This is a genomic window from Thalassomonas sp. RHCl1 (assembly GCF_947387555.1).
GTDB lineage: Bacteria > Pseudomonadota > Gammaproteobacteria > Enterobacterales > Alteromonadaceae > Thalassomonas.
In genome coordinates this window covers 287,155-306,260 of sequence record NZ_CANDNZ010000001.1, presented here as the reverse complement: position 1 = coordinate 306,260, position 19,106 = coordinate 287,155, and the positions used below count along the sequence as shown (strand labels likewise).

Sequence of the window (19,106 nt, the reverse complement as noted above, 5' to 3'; positions counted from 1 at the left end):
TTAACTGCTCGCATTTGCCGCTCTCTCCCGGTAAATATCAAAAGTTTTTGATCCAGATTAAAAATATTACCCGGGATCCAATATCATGATTGAAGAAAATGTTAATTTGTTGCTAGAATATGCGCGCGTAAAATTTAGCCTATAATAAACAAAAAATAATAAGAATAAATATTAGGCTCTTTGGTTGATTATCTGTTGTTCAAGGATCATTTATTGGGCCTGACAAATACAGCATGAAAAATACAACATGGATTAACCACAGAGACGCTTAAAGGAATACCATGCATAACTATGACAACTATCAGTCGGCATCAGCGTTAAGTAAACAAACCCTCGCCTTTTTGACTGAACATAACATAGCTCCCAGCCCGGTTAATTATTCGGTTATTTATCACTATCTCAGCCAAAGAAATACTGAGTTGACGGCAGAGATAGATTTCCAGCTGACCCAAAAAAATGCCCTTGACGGTGTGCTGCTGGATGACCTGTTTGTTAAATTTTTATCTAACAGCGATAACATTGAAAATAACTTATTACAGCCCTTTGAAAAAACCCTGAGCCAGACACTGGATAAAATCGATGATCAGGCACAAAGCGAAGAAGTGATTTTAGCCAACCTGGCAAAAGCAGATCACGCCCTGAGTGATAATGACTTACACAAACCGCTGAAAAATATCGTCAACTTCCTTGTCGGCACCATAAGCAACGCCCAAAAACAGCACCAGAAGTTATCCGATGAACTGGCGAAAACCAGTGAAGAAGTCACCCTGTTAAAAACCAAGCTGAAAGAATCCAGGGAAGAAGCAGTGCATGACGCCTTAACCGGTTTATTAAACCGCAGGGGCTGCGACGATAAACTCCAGGCACTGGATATTAAAGGCAGACACTCGTCTCTGGTGATCGATATCGATGACTTTAAAAAGATTAACGATACCTTCGGCCACCAGGTCGGCGATAAGGTCATCCAGCGGGTGGCAAAAATCATCAAGTCTTCGGTATCGGAAACCGATCTTGCCACCCGTTACGGCGGAGAAGAATTTCTTATCGTCGCCCCCGGCCAGTCTCTCTCCCAGGCAAGAGCACTCGCCGAGCAGATCCGCTTGTCCGTTGCCGACCTTAAACTGATCCAAAGGAAATCAAACACCTTTTTACCGCCGATCACGATTTCTGTCGGCATCGCCGAACTGGCAGACGATAATAGCTGGCCATCCTTTTTTCAGCGTGCGGATCAGGCCTTATATCAGGCCAAAAGTGCCGGCAAAAATTGCTGTATTGATGCCTTACCTTTAAAAGGTTAAATAGCGATAGTTTTAATTAACTTCAGTTGTAGACCCCCCAGCCCTTCATCTCTCTTTTTATAAAAACGCAGGATTGCCTATATGGATATAGGCACTTAGCTTATGCTAGAGCAGATAAACTGAAATACATCCATGTATAAAAAAACCAGCAGGATCGCTGCTGGTTTTTCTCTATAGCATTATGCCTTTAACCGGGAAATTAATCCGCCTGCGGGCGCATATGCGGGAATAAGATCACATCTTTGATGGTCGGGGAGTCGGTAAACAACATCACCAGACGGTCGATGCCTATGCCTTCACCCGCCGTTGGCGGCATGCCAAATTCCAGTGCACGGATATAATCTTCGTCAAAGTGCATGGCTTCATCGTCACCGGCATCTTTTTCTTCAACCTGCTTACGGAAACGTGCCGCCTGATCTTCGGCGTCATTTAACTCCGAGAAACCATTGGCCAGCTCGCGACCGCCAACAAAGAACTCAAAACGATCGGTGATAAACGGATTTTCGTCATTGCGGCGCGCCAGCGGCGAGACTTCCCACGGATATTCCGTGATAAAAGTCGGCTGCATCAGGTTATGCTCGGCCACTTCTTCAAAAATCTCACAAATATATTTACCAGGGCCCCAGACTTTAGCAGCATCAGATAACTTAACGCCAACTTTAACCGCCATGGCTTTAAGACCATCAAGGTTTTCTTCCGGGTTACGTAAAATGCTTTCATCCAGGTCCGGTGCATGTTTTAAGATGGCATCCACCATAGACAAACGCTCAAACGGCTTGCCGAAATCATAAAAAATTTCGCTGGTGACTTCACCGTTTTCGTCTTTTTCGGTATTGCGTACCATAGTCGTACCCAATACGTCCTGGGCCACACTGCGCAGCATTTCTTCCGTCAAGTTCATCATATCGTTGTAATCGGCATAAGCCTGATAGAACTCTATCATGGTAAATTCAGGGTTATGACGGGTGGACAAACCTTCGTTGCGGAAGTTACGGTTAATTTCAAATACCCGCTCAAAACCGCCCACCACCAGGCGCTTAAGGTAAAGCTCAGGCGCGATACGCAGATACATGTCGATATCTAACGAGTTATGGTAAGTCATAAACGGCTTAGCGGTTGCACCGCCAGGGATCACCTGCAGCATAGGCGTTTCCACTTCCATATAGTCACGCTTGACCAGGAAATTACGGATACCTTCAACCACTTTGGTACGCATTTTAAAGGTATTGCGGGTATCTTCATTGATCATCAGATCAACATAACGCTGACGGTACTTGGTTTCCTGATCCGATAAGCCGTGATATTTCTCCGGCAAAGGACGTAAGGACTTGGTCAATAACTGGTACTGGTCCATATTGACATAAAGATCCCCTTTACCGGATTTGTGCAAGGTACCGGTGACACCAACGATATCGCCGATATCCAACACACCCCAACGGGCTTTAATGTCTTTTTGCACATTTTTATCGGCATAAGCCTGGATACGCCCGGTCATATCCTGAAGTACTAAGAATGGCCCGCGTTTAGCCATCACACGACCGGCAATGCTGTACACCTCAGATTCAGCTTCCAGGGTTTCTTTATCTTTTTCACCGTGGGCAGACTGTAAATCGTTGGCATAGTGTTTTCGTTCAAACTGGTTCGGGTGGCCATTGGCCGGACAGTTCTCACGAATTTGCGCTAACTTGCCGCGACGCTCGGCAATCAATTTATTCTCGTCTTGCGGTGCTTTTACTTGCTCAGTCATGTTGTTTCTCATTACTTAAAATATGCAACCTCAGGCCTGTGCCCACGGTTACCCTGGTTTACCATTAAAGGCCAGATTTGAGGCTGGCTTCAATAAATCTGTCTAAATCGCCGTCAAGCACCGCCTGGGTATTGCGGTTTTCAACGCCGGTTCTTAAATCTTTTATTCGGCTGTCATCGAGTACATAAGAGCGGATCTGACTGCCCCAGCCAATATCCGATTTACCGTCTTCGAGTTCCTGTTTGCCTTCGTTTTGCTTCTGGATTTCCAACTCGTACAATTTCGCTTTTAACAGCTTCATCGCCGTGGCGCGGTTTTTATGCTGCGAGCGATCATTTTGGCACTGTACCACAGCCCCGGTAGGAATATGGGTCAAACGAATCGCAGAGTCAGTTTTATTGACGTGCTGACCACCGGCACCGGATGCCCGGTAGGTATCCACCCGTAAATCCGCCGGATTAATATCAATTTCGATATTATCGTCCACTTCCGGGTAAATAAACGCCGAAGCAAACGAGGTATGCCGGCGCGAGTTGGAATCAAACGGCGATTTACGTACTAAACGATGTACTCCGGTTTCGGTCCGTAACCAGCCATAGGCATATTCACCGCTGTACTTGATGGTACAACCTTTTATGCCGGCAACATCGCCGTCGGTGACTTCAATCAGTTCGGTTTTAAAGCCGTGGGCTTCACCCCAGCGCAGATACATGCGCATCAACATGCTGGCCCAATCCTGGGCTTCGGTACCGCCTGAGCCCGACTGGATATCCAGATAACAATCCGCCGGATCGTTTTCACCGCTGAACATACGGCGAAACTCTAATTTCTGCAGCTTTTCATCCAGGCCGTCGGCTTCCGCCAGAGCATCTTCGAAAGTTTCTTGGTCTTCCTCGTCCACCGCCAGCTCAATCAGACCTTCAATATCTTCACAGCCCGAGTCCAGCTCGTCTATGGTCTCGACTATGGCTTCGAGGGAAGCTCTTTCTTTTCCCAGCGCCTGTGCCCGTTCAGGCTCATTCCAGACATCGGGTAATTCCAATTCACGGCAAACTTCAACTAAACGTTCTGCTTTGAGATCGTAGTCAAAGGTACCCCCTAAGGGTATCTGTGCGTTCGCGAATTTCTTTTAATTTATTTAATATCGGATTAACTTCAAACATGCTATTTAACGCGCTTAGGGCGGCTGCCATGAGAATAAAAAAATAGTCGCGCATTGTAACCTATTAAGGCCAGTAAATAAACGATGTATTCTCGGCAAATATTGGCTTTTTAATCCGCTGTAAGACAGACAAGGACTATTATCATCACCGTCAGGGCCGATAGCTACAGCATGGTCTCAGCGGCCTTAGCACAATAGCCGGTCTGTTTTCTCCGGCAAATGTTAAATACCTTCAGAAACGCCCTCCGGCAAACTCAGCTGCTCCACCATCAACTGCAAGCTTTGTTTACCACGAAACTCATTGATATCTAACCGGTAAGCCAGATGCACTTGTTTGGCGTGGATATTAGGCCAGGCTTTAACATCAATGTTAAAGGCGATGGCATCAAAGACTTCGCTGCCTTTTTGCACCACCATTTTCAAATGTTTTTCCCCCACCAGGCGCTGCTGTATCAGGGTAAACTCATCATCAAACACCGGCTCGACAAAATTCTGTCCCCAGGGACCGGCTTCCCTGATGGTTTCGGCAAAGCCTAAGGTCATGTCCGTAACCGGCAAAGCCCCGTCGGAAAGCAGTTTGCCCTGGAAGTCATCTTCACTGAGCCAGTCACCGACAAAGGTATCGAATAATTGCCTGAACTTATCAAAATCACCGGCTTTAATGGATAAGCCGGCGGCCATGGCATGACCGCCAAATTTCAGGATCAGCCCGGGATTCTGGCTGTCGATATGTTCGAGTAAATCCCGGATATGCAAACCGGGAATTGAGCGTGCCGAGCCTTTAATTTCATCTTTGCTCTTATCTTCTATGCCATCACCGGCGGCGGCAAAAACGATACTGGGCCTGTGATATTTCTCTTTTAACCGTCCGCACACTATGCCTATTACCCCCTGGTGCCAATCTTCCTGGAACAGGGCAATACCATAGGGCAGATTATCTTCGTTAAATTTCAGCTGCTTGAGCACGCTTTCCGCTTCTACCTGCATGCCCTGCTCGATTTCACGGCGGGCTTTATTTAATTCATCCAATTCAACGGCCGCCGCCCGGGCAGACATCAGATCTTTTGACAATAAACAGTTGATACCAAATGACATATCATCGAGACGACCGGCGGCATTTATCCTCGGTCCCAAAGCAAAACCAAAATCGCTGGCCACCAGCGCCTGCTGGTTTTTATTGGCAATTTCAATCAAGGCCTGGATCCCCGGGCGTGTTAATCCCGCCCTGATCCGTTTTAATCCCTGAGACACTAAAATACGGTTATTGTTATCTAAGGTCACGACATCGGCGACCGTGCCTAAAGCCACCAAATCAAGCAGTTGGGCGATATTGGGCTCAGCCATGCCTTTTTCACTGAACCAGTTAAGATCCCGTAAATATTTACGCAGCGCCAGCATCAGGTAAAAGGCAACCCCGACCCCGGCTAATGCTTTGCTGGGAAAGGTACAACCGGGCTGATTCGGGTTCACTATGGCATCAGCATCCGGTAACTGGCTGCCGGGCAAATGATGATCTGTCACTACCACGGCAATGCCCAGCTCTTTTGCACGTTTTACCCCCGCCAGACAGCTGATACCGTTATCAACCGTTACCAATAGCTGCGCCCCTTGCCCGGCGGCCAAATCGACAATTTCCGGGGTCAGGCCGTAGCCATATTCAAAACGGTTCGGCACCAAAAAATTATGGTTAGTGCTGCCGAGCAAAGTTAACGCTTCCATCATCAGCGCCGTACTGGTGGCGCCGTCGGCATCAAAATCCCCGACGACAATAATGCGCTGCTGCTGCGCCATCGCCAGGTGTAAAATACGGCACGCATCATCCAGGCCTTTTAATGACTGAACCGGCGCCATTTGTGCGGTACTTAAGTCCAGCTCCCGGGCACTGGCGACACCACGGCGGGCATAAATTTGTTTGATCAGCGGATGTAAATCACCGGATAAATGTTCATCCGCAACTAAGGGACGACGGATGATTTGTTTAAGCATGGAAAGTCCTTGGCGATAACAAAGGTGAAGATAAAGCAGCAGAAAAAGTCAGGAGCTTTAACGGCAAGTGACCATTAAAGCTCCGCTGATACCGGTTGCCTTACTCAGAGCTGGAAGCTCAAAGGGATTAGTGGCACCGGCTAATACAGATAAAGCTATTACAGGCTCTCAAGCACCTGAAGCAGATCTCTTGGTTCACGATAGCCGGGTAACATCATGCCGTTTGCCAACATGATAGCCGGGGTGCCGTTAACACCGACACGACGGCCAAAATCAAATTCCGCTTCAACCGGCTTGTCACAAATACGATGGGCAACGGCAGAGCCGGCTTTCGCCTTGGTCATGGCGGTGTTGGGGTCTTCGTGGCACCATATCGAACGCATATCTTGGAAACCTTGGGTCAGGTTGCCGTTGCGGTCGGTGATACCGGCACGCGGATAGGCCAGGTAACGCACGGTAATCCCCATCTCATTATATTCATCCATTTGCTCGTGCAACTTACGGCAATAGCCGCAGGTAATATCGGTAAACACAGTGACCACATGTTTCTCATTTTTCGCCGGATAAACGATCATATCCTTGGCAAATTTGTCCATGCCGCTCACCCTGACCTTGGCCATGCTCTCTTCCGTTAAGTTAGTGACATCCTTTTCAATGGAGAAAAGCTTACCATGGAAGAAATAGGCGCCGTCGTAACTGGCATAAAACAAGCCCTGATTGGTGATCACTTCGGCAATACCGGCAACGGGAGTACTCGCAACCCCTTCTACTTCAAGGCCAAGTTTGGCGGTTAATTTTGCTTTTAAGGCGTTAGCATCCAAGGCGGCAGACTTGGCAGCTACGGCAGAAGACGACTGAACAGCCGTGGTTAAAATATCCTGGCCTTTTTCGGCAGCCACAGACGCCGAATAAGCAAAAATAGCCAGCGTAGCTCCCGAGATTAATTTTTTAAACATGCAGATGTATTCCTAAATTTAACTGATCCATGAATATGACCTTACTCCATGTCATAAAATTACAGCTTAGTGGCCTTAAATGCAATCACAAGGCCGGGATTATTGCACTTTGACACCAATATAATCGTAAACTGGTAAAGACGCCTGCCTTTCTGCTAAACTCGCGCTGCAATTTAACCCCGGTATTTCTTGAGTATTACGAATGAAAATTGGCTTATTTTATGGTTCCACCACCTGCTATACCGAAATGGCAGCAGAAAAGATACAATCCGTCATTGGCGAATCAATGGTTGAACTTCACAATATCAAAGATGTGCCTTTGTCCGCCTGCCAGGATTATGATTTTCTTATTTTTGGCATATCCACCTGGGATTACGGTGAATTACAGGAAGACTGGGAATCACACTGGCAAGAAGCCGCCGGCTTAGATCTTAACGGCAAGGTGATCGCCTTATACGGCATGGGGGATCAAATAGGCTACAGCGAATGGTTCCAGGACGCCCTGGGCATGTTACACGACATCATAGTGCCTTCGGGCGCAGCCATCATCGGCTACTGGCCGAACCAGGGTTATGAATTTGCCGCTTCAAAGGCCCTTACCCAGGATAACAGCCATTTTGTCGGCCTGTCCATCGATGATGAAAACCAATACCAGCTCACCGATGAACGAATTGCCAGCTGGTGCCAGCAAATACTGGAAGAATTCGCCGACTTATAAGCAAAAAATAACGATTTGGGTGAAATTTCATAAGAAGCTTAGGAAAAAAAGCACTTTGCCACTATAATCTGCACATCCTGATTTCCAATACAATAGACAAGCATGTTTGAGCAGTTTGATTTAGACAATGAATTACTAGGCGGTGTCGAAAACGCCGGTTTTAAAAAGCCCACTTCCATCCAACAATTAGTGTTACCTGAAGCCATGGCAGGAAAAGATGTCCTGGCATCAGCCCCTACGGGTACGGGTAAAACCGCGGCTTTTATCTTGCCTGCTGCCCAGCATCTGCTTGACTACCCGAGAACCAAACCGGGTTTTCCCCGGGTATTGATCCTCTCGCCGACCCGTGAACTTGCCCTGCAAATTCATGAGCAAACGGAAAAACTGACCAGTTTAACCAAAATAAAATCCGGCGTGATCACCGGCGGCGTCAACTACGGCAGCCATAAAGATATTCTGACCGCCACCACGGATATGCTGATCGCCACCCCGGGGCGGTTAATGGAATATATCGAAAATGAGCAGTTTGATGCCAGGGAAATTGAAATCCTGATCTTGGATGAAGCCGACCGCATGCTGGACATGGGCTTTGCCGATACCATCAACCGCATCGTTGCCGAAGCCCGCTGGCGCAAACAAACCATGTTGTTCTCGGCGACTTTGGAAGGCTCCTCGGTGATCCGTTTTGCCAAAGAAGTATTGACCGAACCGGTTTATTTAGAATCAGATCCTTCCCGCAAGGAAAAAGCCAAGATCCATCAGTGGCTGCACCTGGCGGATAATGTCGATCACAAATTTAAGCTACTCACCAACATCCTGAAACAGGAAGAAGTGAAAAAAGCCGTGGTCTTCGCCAATAAGCGGGAAACCGTGCAATACCTCTCGGGTAAGTTATACGGCGAAGAACTGCCCTGTGCCTGGCTCGAAGGCAAGATGCCTCAGGATAAACGCAACAGCTCGGTCGAACGCTTAAAGGATGAAAAAGTGAATATCCTGGTGGCCACCGATGTTGCCGCCCGCGGCCTGGATATCGACGATATCAGTCATGTGATCAACTTTGATATGCCGCGCAAGGCCGATATCTACCTGCACAGAATTGGCCGTACCGGCCGCGCCGGTAACAAAGGCACCGCCATTTCCCTGGTGGAAGCCCATGATATGCCGGTGATCGGTAAGATCGAGCGCTACCTGCAAGAGCGCCTGCCCCGCCGTGTCATCGAAGAACTGCGGCCGAAAAACAAAGAAGCAAAGGTCGGCTTGAAAAAGCCCAAAGTGAAAAAAACCACCGCCCAGAAAAAAGCTAAGGCGAAAAAACAGGCCAAGCGTAATAAAAAGAAATAACCCGGCTTAATCCGTTATTGGGTTAAGCAATCGCTAAGCGGCTCTTCATGCCGCTTAGCCGCTATCTTCTCGACTACCTACCCTCAACCCCAGAGAGCACAGCTTAAAAATTATAGATCAGCGTCACTAAGGTTTCGGTATCGGTATTTTCCTTATCGTCGGCGACATCGGAATTATGGGTGATGTAAAAGCCCAGCTTCATTTGCATGGCATCGCTGAGTTTGGAGACCAGCTCCGTTTCCGAACGGCTTTTGGTATTGGTGCTACCGTATTCCATTGCCAGGCTCTGGCGGAAACCGACAAATTCATTGATATCCCAGTTAAAGTTGAGCTTACCCAGGGCGATCATCTCTCCGTCTGTGCTGCCCGCCAGTAAATCACCTTTACTGTCCACGGCAGCACTGTCTTTGGCATATTCAAAATATTTATAACCCGGACCGATTTCCCCGTCGAGGTAATAGTTTTTACCTTTAAGTAAACGTTGGCCATAACCTAAGGAAAGCACACTTTCATTGCGGTAAGCACCGAAATAATCCGATAAGTGCGAGCCGTAGACAAATAAATAACTGTGCTCTTCATTTAACTTATAATTCCCCTGGACAGAGGCAAAATACCTTTCACTGGTGCGTTCATTGTCCTTGCTGCCGTCATCCTGACTGACTTCATCTTTTTTATATAAGGTTTCAAACTTATATTCATTACGCCAGCGCTCCAGCTCCTGCTTGGCGGTGATGGCTCCTTTTAAGGTACTGCTTTCGGTATTACCGCTGGTAAGGATAATCCCTAATTCACTGGAAATTTCCCAGGACTTTTTTTCCTCTTGTGCATCAACCGGCGTGGCGACGAGCATAACAATGAAGGGCATCAGATAAACTTTGTTCATTTTAAATCCTTTTATCACAGGGGAGAGATGGTTAACGCTAATATGTTTCTAACAACGAGCGAATTAAACTGGCATTATCCCTATTATTGAACAATAAAGACACCAGAATTTACTGAAAAGTAGTCAGGCAGGGAAAACCAAAAAAGACGGATAAACCGAAGGGAAGGTGTTAAAGAAGATTTAACACCTTATGCAAATGTCCTTGAGGGATCAGACCAGCCTCTAACTGGCAAAAAATTCTTTCAATTCCCCCGGGGTAGGTTGGTGGCGAAAAACCAGTTTCCCATCCACCAGGATATTCGGTGAGTGGCGAATTTGATGGGCACTGACCAGCTCAGGGTTATTCTCAATATATTCGATATGATAGGGCACGCCTAAATTTTGAAACTCGCACTGCAAATTAGGCAAACAGTAATCAGACTTAGTCACTAATAAGGTTACATCCATCATCAACTCCAGATAAACAGGACACCTTTAAGTATAGACCCTACCTGTCCTCTATAAAAAATTTGCTGCCTGCACAGACAATAACCACACTAAGAGAAAGGTTTATTTTTCAATAAATTAAACGATTGTCATAAAACTGTAACATTAATCACAGGAAGTTGTGATAGTTTGAAAATAACGTGTTAAATCAGTGTCAACTCAATATCGAGTTGCATTAACACGTTAAGCAATAACAAATAAAATATTAAGGTGTATAAATGAAAAATCTCAACAAAGTAGTACTCCCGTTATCTCTGCTGGCACTCACATCAACAGCAGCTTTAGCCTCCGAAAGTTCATATTTCGCCACTGTTAAAGCGTTTACGGAACCAACATTCGCTGAAGCGACAGCCATGCATTTCGGTAAAATGAACGTTATCGTTGGCTCTGTTTGTACTATGGATGCCGCGGGTGCCGTAACCGGAGATTGTGATGCCGCAGATGCAGCCATTACTCAAGGTGAGATCACCGTGTCCGGCCTGGAAAAAAGCACCGCCTATAATATCACCGTCACCGGTGAAGTTGGCGCCAACTTAACTTACACTACGGCTGCAGAAGCAAGTGATGGTACTACCACAGTAACAACTGCTGATGGTGTAGCCTCGGCATTCACCACAGATGCTTCGGCAACCGATATTGCAGTTAAGTTATACGGCGCACTAGCGGTAACAACAGAATTGGTAGCCGGTTCGGACAATACCGTAGGCTATACGGTAAACGTTTCTTTTAATTAATTTTTAGCGATTAAGCATCGCATTAATGATATTAAATAGAAGTGGTAAAGCTTCGCTGACGAAGTTTTACCACCAACCAAATTTCATATTCATCAGTAATATTAAACATTAACGCTTTATAAAACGACCGTTAATAATAAATTGTTTAGTGAATGAGATATAGCACAGCCAATGGCGATCAGCTCTGCCCCGTGCATTGGCCCAGTTAGGTTACCCAGATGTATAGATCTTTTATTTCTCTTTTCCTTGCGATGATAAGCATAAGTTTTATCAGCCCGGATGCCCATGCCCGCCTGGCACTTTCAGAATTCAGATTGTTTTTTGATAATAAAACCAAAACCAACTCCCTGGTGATACGCAACACCGAAAATACCCCTTTGCAATATACGATACAAGTGATCCATATGGATATGACGGAAGAAGGCACCCTGGTGGAAGTGGATAACAGCCAGGCCGTGCCTTTTTCGGCTAAAAAATTACTTCGTTATTCACCCAGGCGCGGTATTATCGAAGGTAATAGCCGTCAGGCAGTACGGTTCAGTATCAGAAAACCCGCCAATTTAGCACCAGGCGAATATCGGGCTGTGCTGAAAATCACCGGCTCTGCCGCCAAAAGTGCCGGAGCAAACGGATTAAGCATGAATTCAAAACTGGCCTACAATATTCCAGTTATCGTCCGCCACGGTAAACTCAGTGCTAGCAGCACAATAGAGAGCCCGCAACTGATCATGCAAAATAGCCGACCGGCAATTCAATTGTGGCAACAACTGAGCGGCGAACGCTCTCTTTACGGTGACTTTGTCTTACGTGATGAAAATAACGATGAAATAGGTCGTGTTAACGGTATAGCCATATATCCGCCATTAGCCCGCCGAAAAGTCTATATCCCCATGACGCAGGATAGCCGCGGGAAAGTTACCATAGAATATCAGGAACGGGCCAAGTACGGCGGAAATATCGAAATCACGGAAACCATGACCATCAACTAAAGCCTGTCTCCATGCTGATGTTTCGCTATTTTAGCTCGATAATAGCGCACCTCTTTAGGCTCAAGCTCTCACCGGTAAAAGCTTTACCGGTGAGAGCTTGGTCGATCATCACTTTGCAGGTTATGATCTTAAGTTTTTCGCTTCTTTTTGCAAAAGGAATGGCCGGCGTGCTCGAAAACAAGCCGTTTTATTTCATGCCGGTCACCGATGACCAGTTACTGATCGTCAATTTGCGTCTTAACGGCCAGTCGGTTGCTGCTGATATGGAGATATACCAAGTTCAGCAAAAGTTATTATTACCTCTGTCGGTATTACAGGATATACTCAAATTACCGCTAAAACTTGATGAAAACCAGCTAAACGGCAACAGCTTGGACGATAACATCCCCTATGCTTTGCCGGTGCTTTCAGCGGCAGCGCCCGCGGATAAATCCTCAGATAAACAGGGGCTTTTTTTCTGGACCAGTGATGATTTCGATCATTACTTTGATGCCGGACTATTGAACCTGTTGCTAAACAGCGAATATCACTTTGATTATTCCCTGCAACAGATTTCCTTTCAAACCGACATCCCGCTGGCGATTTTAAAAAAAGCATCGCAGGAAGTTCGTACGCCGAAAGTACACACTGTCCGGTTGCCGGATCTGGTTGTTGCCGACAATTATCACCTTTATAGCCACCCCACGACGACCTATAACCTCAAACATAGTTATAATTCGGCAACAAAAAAATCATCGGACCAACTAAGATTAAACAGCTTTTTCGACTTATTCGCCCACAGCACCCAGCTGCGCATTAACCAAAACAATGATACCACGAATCAATTTCTCAGGTTCTCCCGGCAAATCGACCTGCCCCTTGAAAATGATCCCGATCATGGCATCAGCTACCAGTTTGGCGATATCCAGTCGCAAAGGGATGAATTAATTCATAACGCAACCTCTGGCGCAGGTTTGCACTTGTCTAACACTAATCCTGCCTATAACAGCTCCTTCAGTACTATTACTTTAGAAGAGCCCGCCTTACCCGGGTGGGAGGCCGAGCTGTATCGAAATGGCCAATTTGTCGCTACCGCACAGGCCGGGGATGACAACCGTATTGTCTTTGATGAGGTCGATACTTTTTACGGTAATAACTTGTTCGAAATAAAGCTCTATGGTCCGCAGGGACAGCAAAAGACCCGTAGCCAAAGCATCAATGTCGGCAGTAATCTGCTCAAACAGGGAAACTGGAATTATCTGCTTGAGTATGTTGATGCCAACCAACGCTTTATCGGCCCGGATCCGGCGATCACTTCCGGGGTTGAACGTTCGGCAAAAACAGGTGTCAGTTACGGTTTAAGCGACAACTTTACCCTGGATGTCAACGGACATTATGTCAGGGAAAACAACCGGGACCATTATTATCTCTCGAGCAACTTTCATGGTCTAGCCGCCGGTGGCGATTACAATATCGAACTGGCGAAAGATCTGGAACAGGGAACGGCGCTTTTTGCCGGTTTTTCCGGTAACCTCAGTGAAAAAGTCCGCTTGAAAATCGACCACAGTTACTTTGACCGCTTTGTCAGCGCCCTACACGCCGATAACGCGCTGACATCAAGATCCAGCATCAAACTTAACGGCACCACAGATTATTTAGGTGGCCTGGGCTGGAATAGCCGCCTTAGCCACCAGGTCGATAATGCCGGAAAGGCACGTAATTTCGCCAATTTAAGTTTCAGCAAGCGCTTATCTCGAGGTACACTCTCTAATAGCCTTTCCTTTGATGATGGCAGCAGTCAAAGCACTAGCCATCAAATATTTCTCGGATATAACCTCGAACAATGGCGCCTGTCGACAACCCTTGACTGGTATCCGTTTTCCAACCAGGAAATCAAGCAGATCCGCACCGATATTCGCTGGCCACAGCAACTTAAAACCTATAATCAAACCCAGCTGCGTTATAACCCCAACCAGGCAACTAAGTACAACTTAAGCCACAATTTTACCTACCGCCATAAGCAGTATAACTTTCAATTATCCTCAGGCTTAAATGAACAGGGTGACTGGCAACTGTCTCTCGGGATCAGCGGCACCCTGGGTTATGATCATACCAATAACGAATTACTCTGGTTGCAGCCACAAGCCCTTAACGCCGGTGTTATTGAAGCAACAGCCTTTATTGACAGCAATCGCAACAATATCTTTGATCACGGTGAGCAGCCGCTCCAAGATATAGGTTTTAACGGCCATCATAAATGGAGTTCACGCAAAACCAACCTTAAGGGAAAAGTACTGTTACCCAGCACATTTGGCGGACAAAAGTTATCTATTTCAGAGCAAACCTTACCGGATCCCTTTTTGCAGGCACAACTGGATCAGGTGCTGATCCACACCCATAACGGCGGCATTAACCATATCAATATGGCGGTTGTTGCCGTCAATGATATTGAAGGCACTATCTATCAAAGCATTAAAGGTAAAACCCGTGCCAGTGCCAATCAAAGCGTGACTTTAATCGACAGCGCCGGCGAGCAAGTCGCCCAAACCCTGACGGAAGTTGACGGCTATTTCGTCTTTTCTAAAATCCCCCCGGGCCAATACCGTTTGTCGGTCAATTCAGAGCTGATCAGCGAGCAACAACTTGAGATCCTGAATTTACCCAACAAAATCATCGCCCCAGAGATGGGAGATGCCATAGTGCTTGACGACATTTTATTGGCCGATCAACAATATATCACCGGGCAAAACAACACACAGCTGACCGATGATGATAAGGGTGAATTTTATATTCAGCTCGGCGCGTTCGCCAATGCCCGGGATATAGCCAGTGCCGTTATGCCGCTCCAGGCAGAGCATTTTGATGTCCAGATTTATTATCACCAACACCGTCAGCGCTATTATTTAGTCGCAGGCCCGTACCTTTCAAAATCGCTTGCCCAGTCGGTTAAAACCGATGTCGCCACCCAGACACCTTTTAAAGAAAGTTTGCTCTTGGCTGACAACCGCTACCAAGGCAGCAACTGGCATCATATTTACACCCTCCGGGATCTGGATATTGCCTTGAAAAAAAGCCATAACATCATTAAAAATTCAACTGAAAAAAGTTATTTCTGCCAGCTGGCCTCTTACCGCGCCTTTACTTCAATCAACCCCAAAAAACTGTTTCAGGAACAACTGCTCATCACCAAACGGCGGGTAAAAGAACAGAATTATTACAGCTTTATTGCCGGCCCTTTCAATAATGAATATGGTGAAAACTGCACTTTGGCAAAATACAGCGCACTAACACCGGAAAAACCCAGGGTGAGAGCAAGGTCACTATTGCAGCAGGAACTTAGTCCGTTGTAATTGCCGCCCCTTTATGCACGCACCGGGTTTTACAGATCGCGGCATAAGACTTGAGCACCCAAAGTTGTTGCTCATCTTGATACAGATAACAGGCAGAATGCTCAGGATCTTTTTTAAAAGCACGTACCAAGCGACACTTATCATATGCTCCCAGCAAGGTTATTTCTGGCGGATATTTTTGTATATCCACCGCAGTAACACTGGCACGAAAGGTCTGGGATGCGCCATAAGCCGGATAAAAAAAGCACAAAACAAAGCACAAGCACAAATAAAGGACTAATGATTTCATTATGTTATCAAAAATGCGGGGCGGTATTTTCAGTATAGACAAGCAATTACCGCAGGTAATAACTAAGAAATGAAAACAATAAAAAACCGTTAGTGCTGGCACTAACGGCTTTATCCCAGGTAGCAAAGAAGACTTACCGGGCTTTCTCCGGCAGGCTTGCTGGTTAGTCAGGTAACAACCAGCCCGCCATGAGGGAATAACTAAACTTCTTTTCGAGTAAAAACCCAGTCATTGCCTTTGCTGAATTCCTCACTGTATTGATAACCGCCCAAATCAAAACCTTTCAGCTGTTCAACTTCAGTTAACCGATTTTGAATAATATAACGCGCCATCAGGCCACGGGCTTTTTTGGCGTAAAAACTGATCATCTTATACTGGCCGTTTTTCCAGTCTTTAAAAGCCGGAGTGATCACCTTCGCCGCCAATGTTTTCTTTTTCACCGCTTTAAAATATTCGTTGGAAGCCAGGTTGATCAAGACATCATCCCCCTGTGCCGCCAGCGCCTGATTTAAGGATTCGGTGATAATATTATCCCAGAACTGATAAAGATTTTTACCTTTGCTGTTTTCCAGTTTGGTACCCATTTCCAGGCGGTAGGCCTGCATCAGGTCCAGCGGTTTTAGCAAGCCGTATAAACCGGACAAAATACGCATATGCTGCTGGGCAAAATCAAAATCTTCCTGACTGAAAGAATTTGCATCCAAACCGCCGTAAACATCGCCGTTAAAAGCCAGTACCGCGGGACGGGCATTGTCCGGGGTAAAAGGCTGCTGCCACTCGCTGAAACGGGCGGCATTTAATCCCGCCAGCTTGTCACTGATACTCATTAAGGAGGCAATTTCTGCCGGGGTCAGTTTAACGCAGGTATCAATCAGGGACTGGCTAAACTCCAGCAAAGCTGGCTGGGTATAAACATCTGTCGGTAAAGGGGATTCAAAGTCCAGGTTTTTGGCCGGTGAGACAACAAGTAACATAAGCTATATTTAGTTTTAATCAGGTTATTTATGCCCACTATACCACAGCATAAAATCAAGAAAATAGCAGAGACAGGGATAAAAGTTGTCACAGGTGTCAACTTTATATATATTAGTCGGCTATTAGTGAGTAAATTAACACAATAAAGTGTGAAATTTTGCCAGATATCGGCCGCTTCATATAGTAATTTGAACAAAATACTGTCACAATTTCACTCGGACTTGGCTTATATGTTGTAATATTCTTTCAATATAAGCAGGTTAAACTTTCGTTTTAAAAAAAGATCCAATTTAAGGTAGATGTCATGAGCAACCAGCTTTCCCAGTTAAAACAAATGACCACAGTAGTGGCCGATACCGGCGATATTGAAGCAATCGCCAAATTTCAACCACAAGACGCTACCACCAATCCGTCACTGCTGTTAAAAGCCGCTTCATTGCCGGCTTATCAGGAGTTATTAACGCAGGCGGTTAACTGGGCCAAAGAGCAATCAAATGATGCCAAACAGCAAGTCATGGATGCCGCCGACAAATTATCGGTATTGATTGGTGTCGAAATTTTAAAAATTGTCCCGGGCCGTATTTCTACCGAAGTGGATGCCCGCTTATCTTTTGATACCCAAGGCACTATAGCCAAAGCGAAAAAGCTGATGGCCATGTACAATGAAGCCGGCATCAGCAATGACCGCATCCTGATCAAAGCCGCCTCGACCTGGGAAGGCATTAAAGCCGCCGAACAGCTGGAAAAAGAAGGCATTAACTGTAACCTGACCTTATTATTCAGCTTTGCCCAGGCCCGTGCCTGTGCCGAAGCCGGTGTTTACCTGATCTCACCTTTTGTTGGCCGTATCCTTGACTGGTATAAAGCCAGCACAGGTAAAACCGACTATAGCGCCAGTGAAGATCCCGGCGTCATTTCCGTAACCGAGATCTATAACTACTACAAGGCTCAAGGTTATAACACCGTAGTGATGGGCGCCAGCTTCCGTAACGTCGGCGAAATTTTAGCCCTGGCCGGTTGTGACCGTTTAACCATCAGCCCGCAATTGATGGATGAATTAGCCCAGTCAAATGAGCCTGTGGTTCAGCAACTTAACCCTGAGCAGGAAAAAGCCGCAGCAGAGCCGGCATTAACCGAAAATCAGTTCCGCTGGATGATGAACCAGGATGCCATGGCCACGGAAAAATTATCCGAAGGGATCCGCAACTTTGCCATTGACCAGGATAAACTTGAGCAACAATTAGCCGAATTGCTGTAATTTTTTTCAATTTGGTCTAAGCCCAAGACAGATAAGCGTTTACGGCATCTGCACCGCTAAAAAAGTCATTTTTTCAGCAAATTTTGTTGAAAAAATGTTTTTAATATCAATCTGGATGTGATATTAAAAAGGTGCAGTTGTTGGAAGGAGGAGCTTTTCATGGATAAACGTAACAGTGTCTTGGACTCATTAGATATACAACCTAAGGCCAAATCAAGTGGTAAAAAACGTAAGTGGCGCGAAATCGAAACACTTAGAGAAAAATATCGTTTAGAAAAAGAGTTAAGGATATATGAGGATTCACTAGAATACATGCTAGATGAATTTTAACCTCAAATAACCTGACTTAAAAACCCGGTAGCTACCGGGTTTTTTATTGCCTGATTTCAGCCATACAGCCAGGTTAGCTAATATCTTCCCGTCGTAATTATCGCTTTAATCATTGAAGATTTGGCCAATAAAAAGCAGGCAAACACCTTACCCGATTAACCGAAAACACTTGGTTTTCATACGCTAAGGGTATAGCCTAACCGCCTTAGCTGATTTAGCTCGGTGCAGGAAACAATTAGCTGAACATCAACGGATCAATAAAGTGAATAAGGAAGTAAGATGATCAAAGTCAGTGTACTCTACCCCAACAGCCAGCAGGCAGAATTCAACCTCGATTATTATTGCAACAGCCATATCCCTATGGTGCAGGAAAAACTCGGCAATGCCTGTAAAAAAGTCACCGTCGAATCCGGTCTGTGTGGAGCAGAGCCGGAGGCATCAGCACCATATATCGCGATGGGGCACTTATATTTTGACTCTCTGACCAAGTATCAGCAAGCGTTTGCCCCTCACGCAGAAGATCTCCTCAACGATATCCCCAACTACACCAATGTCCAACCGGAAATACAGATCAGCAAGGTTCAGCTGTAACTTTTGATAAACGGCAAACTAAGCCAAGGGGAAG

The 19,106-nt window shown here is 46.1% G+C and carries 17 protein-coding genes; 9 read left to right on the top strand and 8 right to left on the bottom strand.

The window, feature by feature from the left end; all coding sequences use genetic code 11:
- Positions 1-281: 281 nt before the first annotated feature.
- Positions 282-1,298, top strand: coding sequence for a GGDEF domain-containing protein (locus tag QL234_RS01440; RefSeq protein WP_281556090.1), 1,017 nt, complete (start codon positions 282-284; stop codon positions 1,296-1,298).
- A 199-nt stretch (positions 1,299-1,497) separates the two neighbouring features.
- On the opposite strand, the gene lysS is transcribed toward QL234_RS01440, so the two are convergent.
- The 4 genes from lysS to dsbC all read right to left on the bottom strand — a co-directional run bounded on the left by lysS (position 1,498) and on the right by dsbC (position 7,149).
- Positions 1,498-3,045 (bottom strand): lysine--tRNA ligase, encoded by a 1,548-nt coding sequence (lysS, locus tag QL234_RS01435; protein WP_281556089.1) that lies wholly within the window; start codon positions 3,043-3,045, stop codon positions 1,498-1,500.
- A gap of 64 nt (positions 3,046-3,109) precedes the next feature.
- Positions 3,110-4,208 (bottom strand): peptide chain release factor 2 gene (prfB, locus tag QL234_RS01430; protein ID WP_281556938.1). Its coding sequence is split into 2 segments (ribosomal slippage): positions 3,110-4,132 and positions 4,134-4,208, totalling 1,098 coding nucleotides; the frame shifts between segments, so codons are not numbered across the junction.
- A gap of 221 nt (positions 4,209-4,429) precedes the next feature.
- A complete protein-coding gene (recJ, locus tag QL234_RS01425) occupies positions 4,430-6,193 on the bottom strand; it encodes a single-stranded-DNA-specific exonuclease RecJ (RefSeq protein ID WP_281556088.1) in 1,764 nt (587 codons plus the stop codon).
- A gap of 158 nt (positions 6,194-6,351) precedes the next feature.
- Positions 6,352-7,149, bottom strand: a complete 798-nt coding sequence (gene dsbC, locus QL234_RS01420) for a bifunctional protein-disulfide isomerase/oxidoreductase DsbC (RefSeq protein ID WP_281556087.1) — start codon at positions 7,147-7,149, stop codon at positions 6,352-6,354.
- 202 nt (positions 7,150-7,351) lie between these two features.
- Here dsbC and fldB point away from each other — a divergent pair, with 202 nt between their 5' ends.
- Positions 7,352-7,867, top strand: coding sequence for a flavodoxin FldB (gene fldB / locus QL234_RS01415; protein WP_281556086.1), 516 nt, complete (start codon positions 7,352-7,354; stop codon positions 7,865-7,867).
- A 102-nt stretch (positions 7,868-7,969) separates the two neighbouring features.
- Positions 7,970-9,208 carry an ATP-dependent RNA helicase SrmB gene (gene srmB / locus QL234_RS01410; RefSeq protein ID WP_281556085.1) on the top strand — a complete coding sequence of 413 codons (1,239 nt, stop codon included), beginning with the start codon at positions 7,970-7,972 and terminating at the stop codon, positions 9,206-9,208.
- 103 nt (positions 9,209-9,311) lie between these two features.
- Here srmB and QL234_RS01405 read toward each other — a convergent pair whose 3' ends face one another.
- Together QL234_RS01405 and QL234_RS01400 are read right to left on the bottom strand one after the other, a co-directional pair.
- On the bottom strand, positions 9,312-10,073 hold the full coding sequence (locus tag QL234_RS01405) for a DUF481 domain-containing protein (RefSeq protein ID WP_348650699.1): 762 nt from the start codon (positions 10,071-10,073) through the stop codon (positions 9,312-9,314).
- A gap of 240 nt (positions 10,074-10,313) precedes the next feature.
- Entirely contained in the window at positions 10,314-10,541 is a 228-nt protein-coding gene (locus QL234_RS01400; protein WP_281556083.1) for a hypothetical protein, read from the bottom strand.
- A gap of 254 nt (positions 10,542-10,795) precedes the next feature.
- On the opposite strand from QL234_RS01400, the gene QL234_RS01395 reads away from it, so the two are divergent.
- The 3 genes from QL234_RS01395 to QL234_RS01385 all read left to right on the top strand — a co-directional run bounded on the left by QL234_RS01395 (position 10,796) and on the right by QL234_RS01385 (position 15,629).
- Positions 10,796-11,311, top strand: a complete 516-nt coding sequence (locus QL234_RS01395; RefSeq protein ID WP_281556082.1) for a hypothetical protein — start codon at positions 10,796-10,798, stop codon at positions 11,309-11,311.
- Positions 11,312-11,529: 218 nt separating this feature from the next.
- Entirely contained in the window at positions 11,530-12,300 is a 771-nt protein-coding gene (locus QL234_RS01390) for a hypothetical protein (RefSeq protein WP_281556081.1), read from the top strand.
- 167 nt (positions 12,301-12,467) lie between these two features.
- The gene (locus QL234_RS01385; protein ID WP_281556080.1) at positions 12,468-15,629 is read left to right on the top strand and encodes an SPOR domain-containing protein; all 3,162 of its coding nucleotides are present in this window, start codon (positions 12,468-12,470) and stop codon (positions 15,627-15,629) included.
- On the opposite strand, the gene QL234_RS01380 is transcribed toward QL234_RS01385, so the two are convergent.
- Positions 15,616-15,918, bottom strand: a complete 303-nt coding sequence (locus QL234_RS01380) for a hypothetical protein (protein WP_281556079.1) — start codon at positions 15,916-15,918, stop codon at positions 15,616-15,618. The two genes, QL234_RS01385 and QL234_RS01380, sit on opposite strands and share 14 nt — an antisense overlap.
- Before the next feature lie 200 nt (positions 15,919-16,118).
- On the bottom strand, positions 16,119-16,892 hold the full coding sequence (yaaA, locus tag QL234_RS01375) for a peroxide stress protein YaaA (RefSeq protein ID WP_281556078.1): 774 nt from the start codon (positions 16,890-16,892) through the stop codon (positions 16,119-16,121).
- Positions 16,893-17,197: 305 nt separating this feature from the next.
- Between yaaA and tal the strand changes: the two genes are divergently transcribed.
- The 3 genes from tal to QL234_RS01360 all read left to right on the top strand — a co-directional run bounded on the left by tal (position 17,198) and on the right by QL234_RS01360 (position 19,072).
- Entirely contained in the window at positions 17,198-18,151 is a 954-nt protein-coding gene (gene tal / locus QL234_RS01370; protein ID WP_281556077.1) for a transaldolase, read from the top strand.
- 159 nt (positions 18,152-18,310) lie between these two features.
- Complete coding sequence (locus QL234_RS01365; protein ID WP_281556076.1) at positions 18,311-18,481, top strand: DUF3545 family protein; 171 nt, start codon at positions 18,311-18,313, stop codon at positions 18,479-18,481.
- Positions 18,482-18,760: 279 nt separating this feature from the next.
- Complete coding sequence (locus tag QL234_RS01360) at positions 18,761-19,072, top strand: EthD family reductase (RefSeq protein ID WP_281556075.1); 312 nt, start codon at positions 18,761-18,763, stop codon at positions 19,070-19,072.
- Positions 19,073-19,106: the final 34 nt, after the last annotated feature.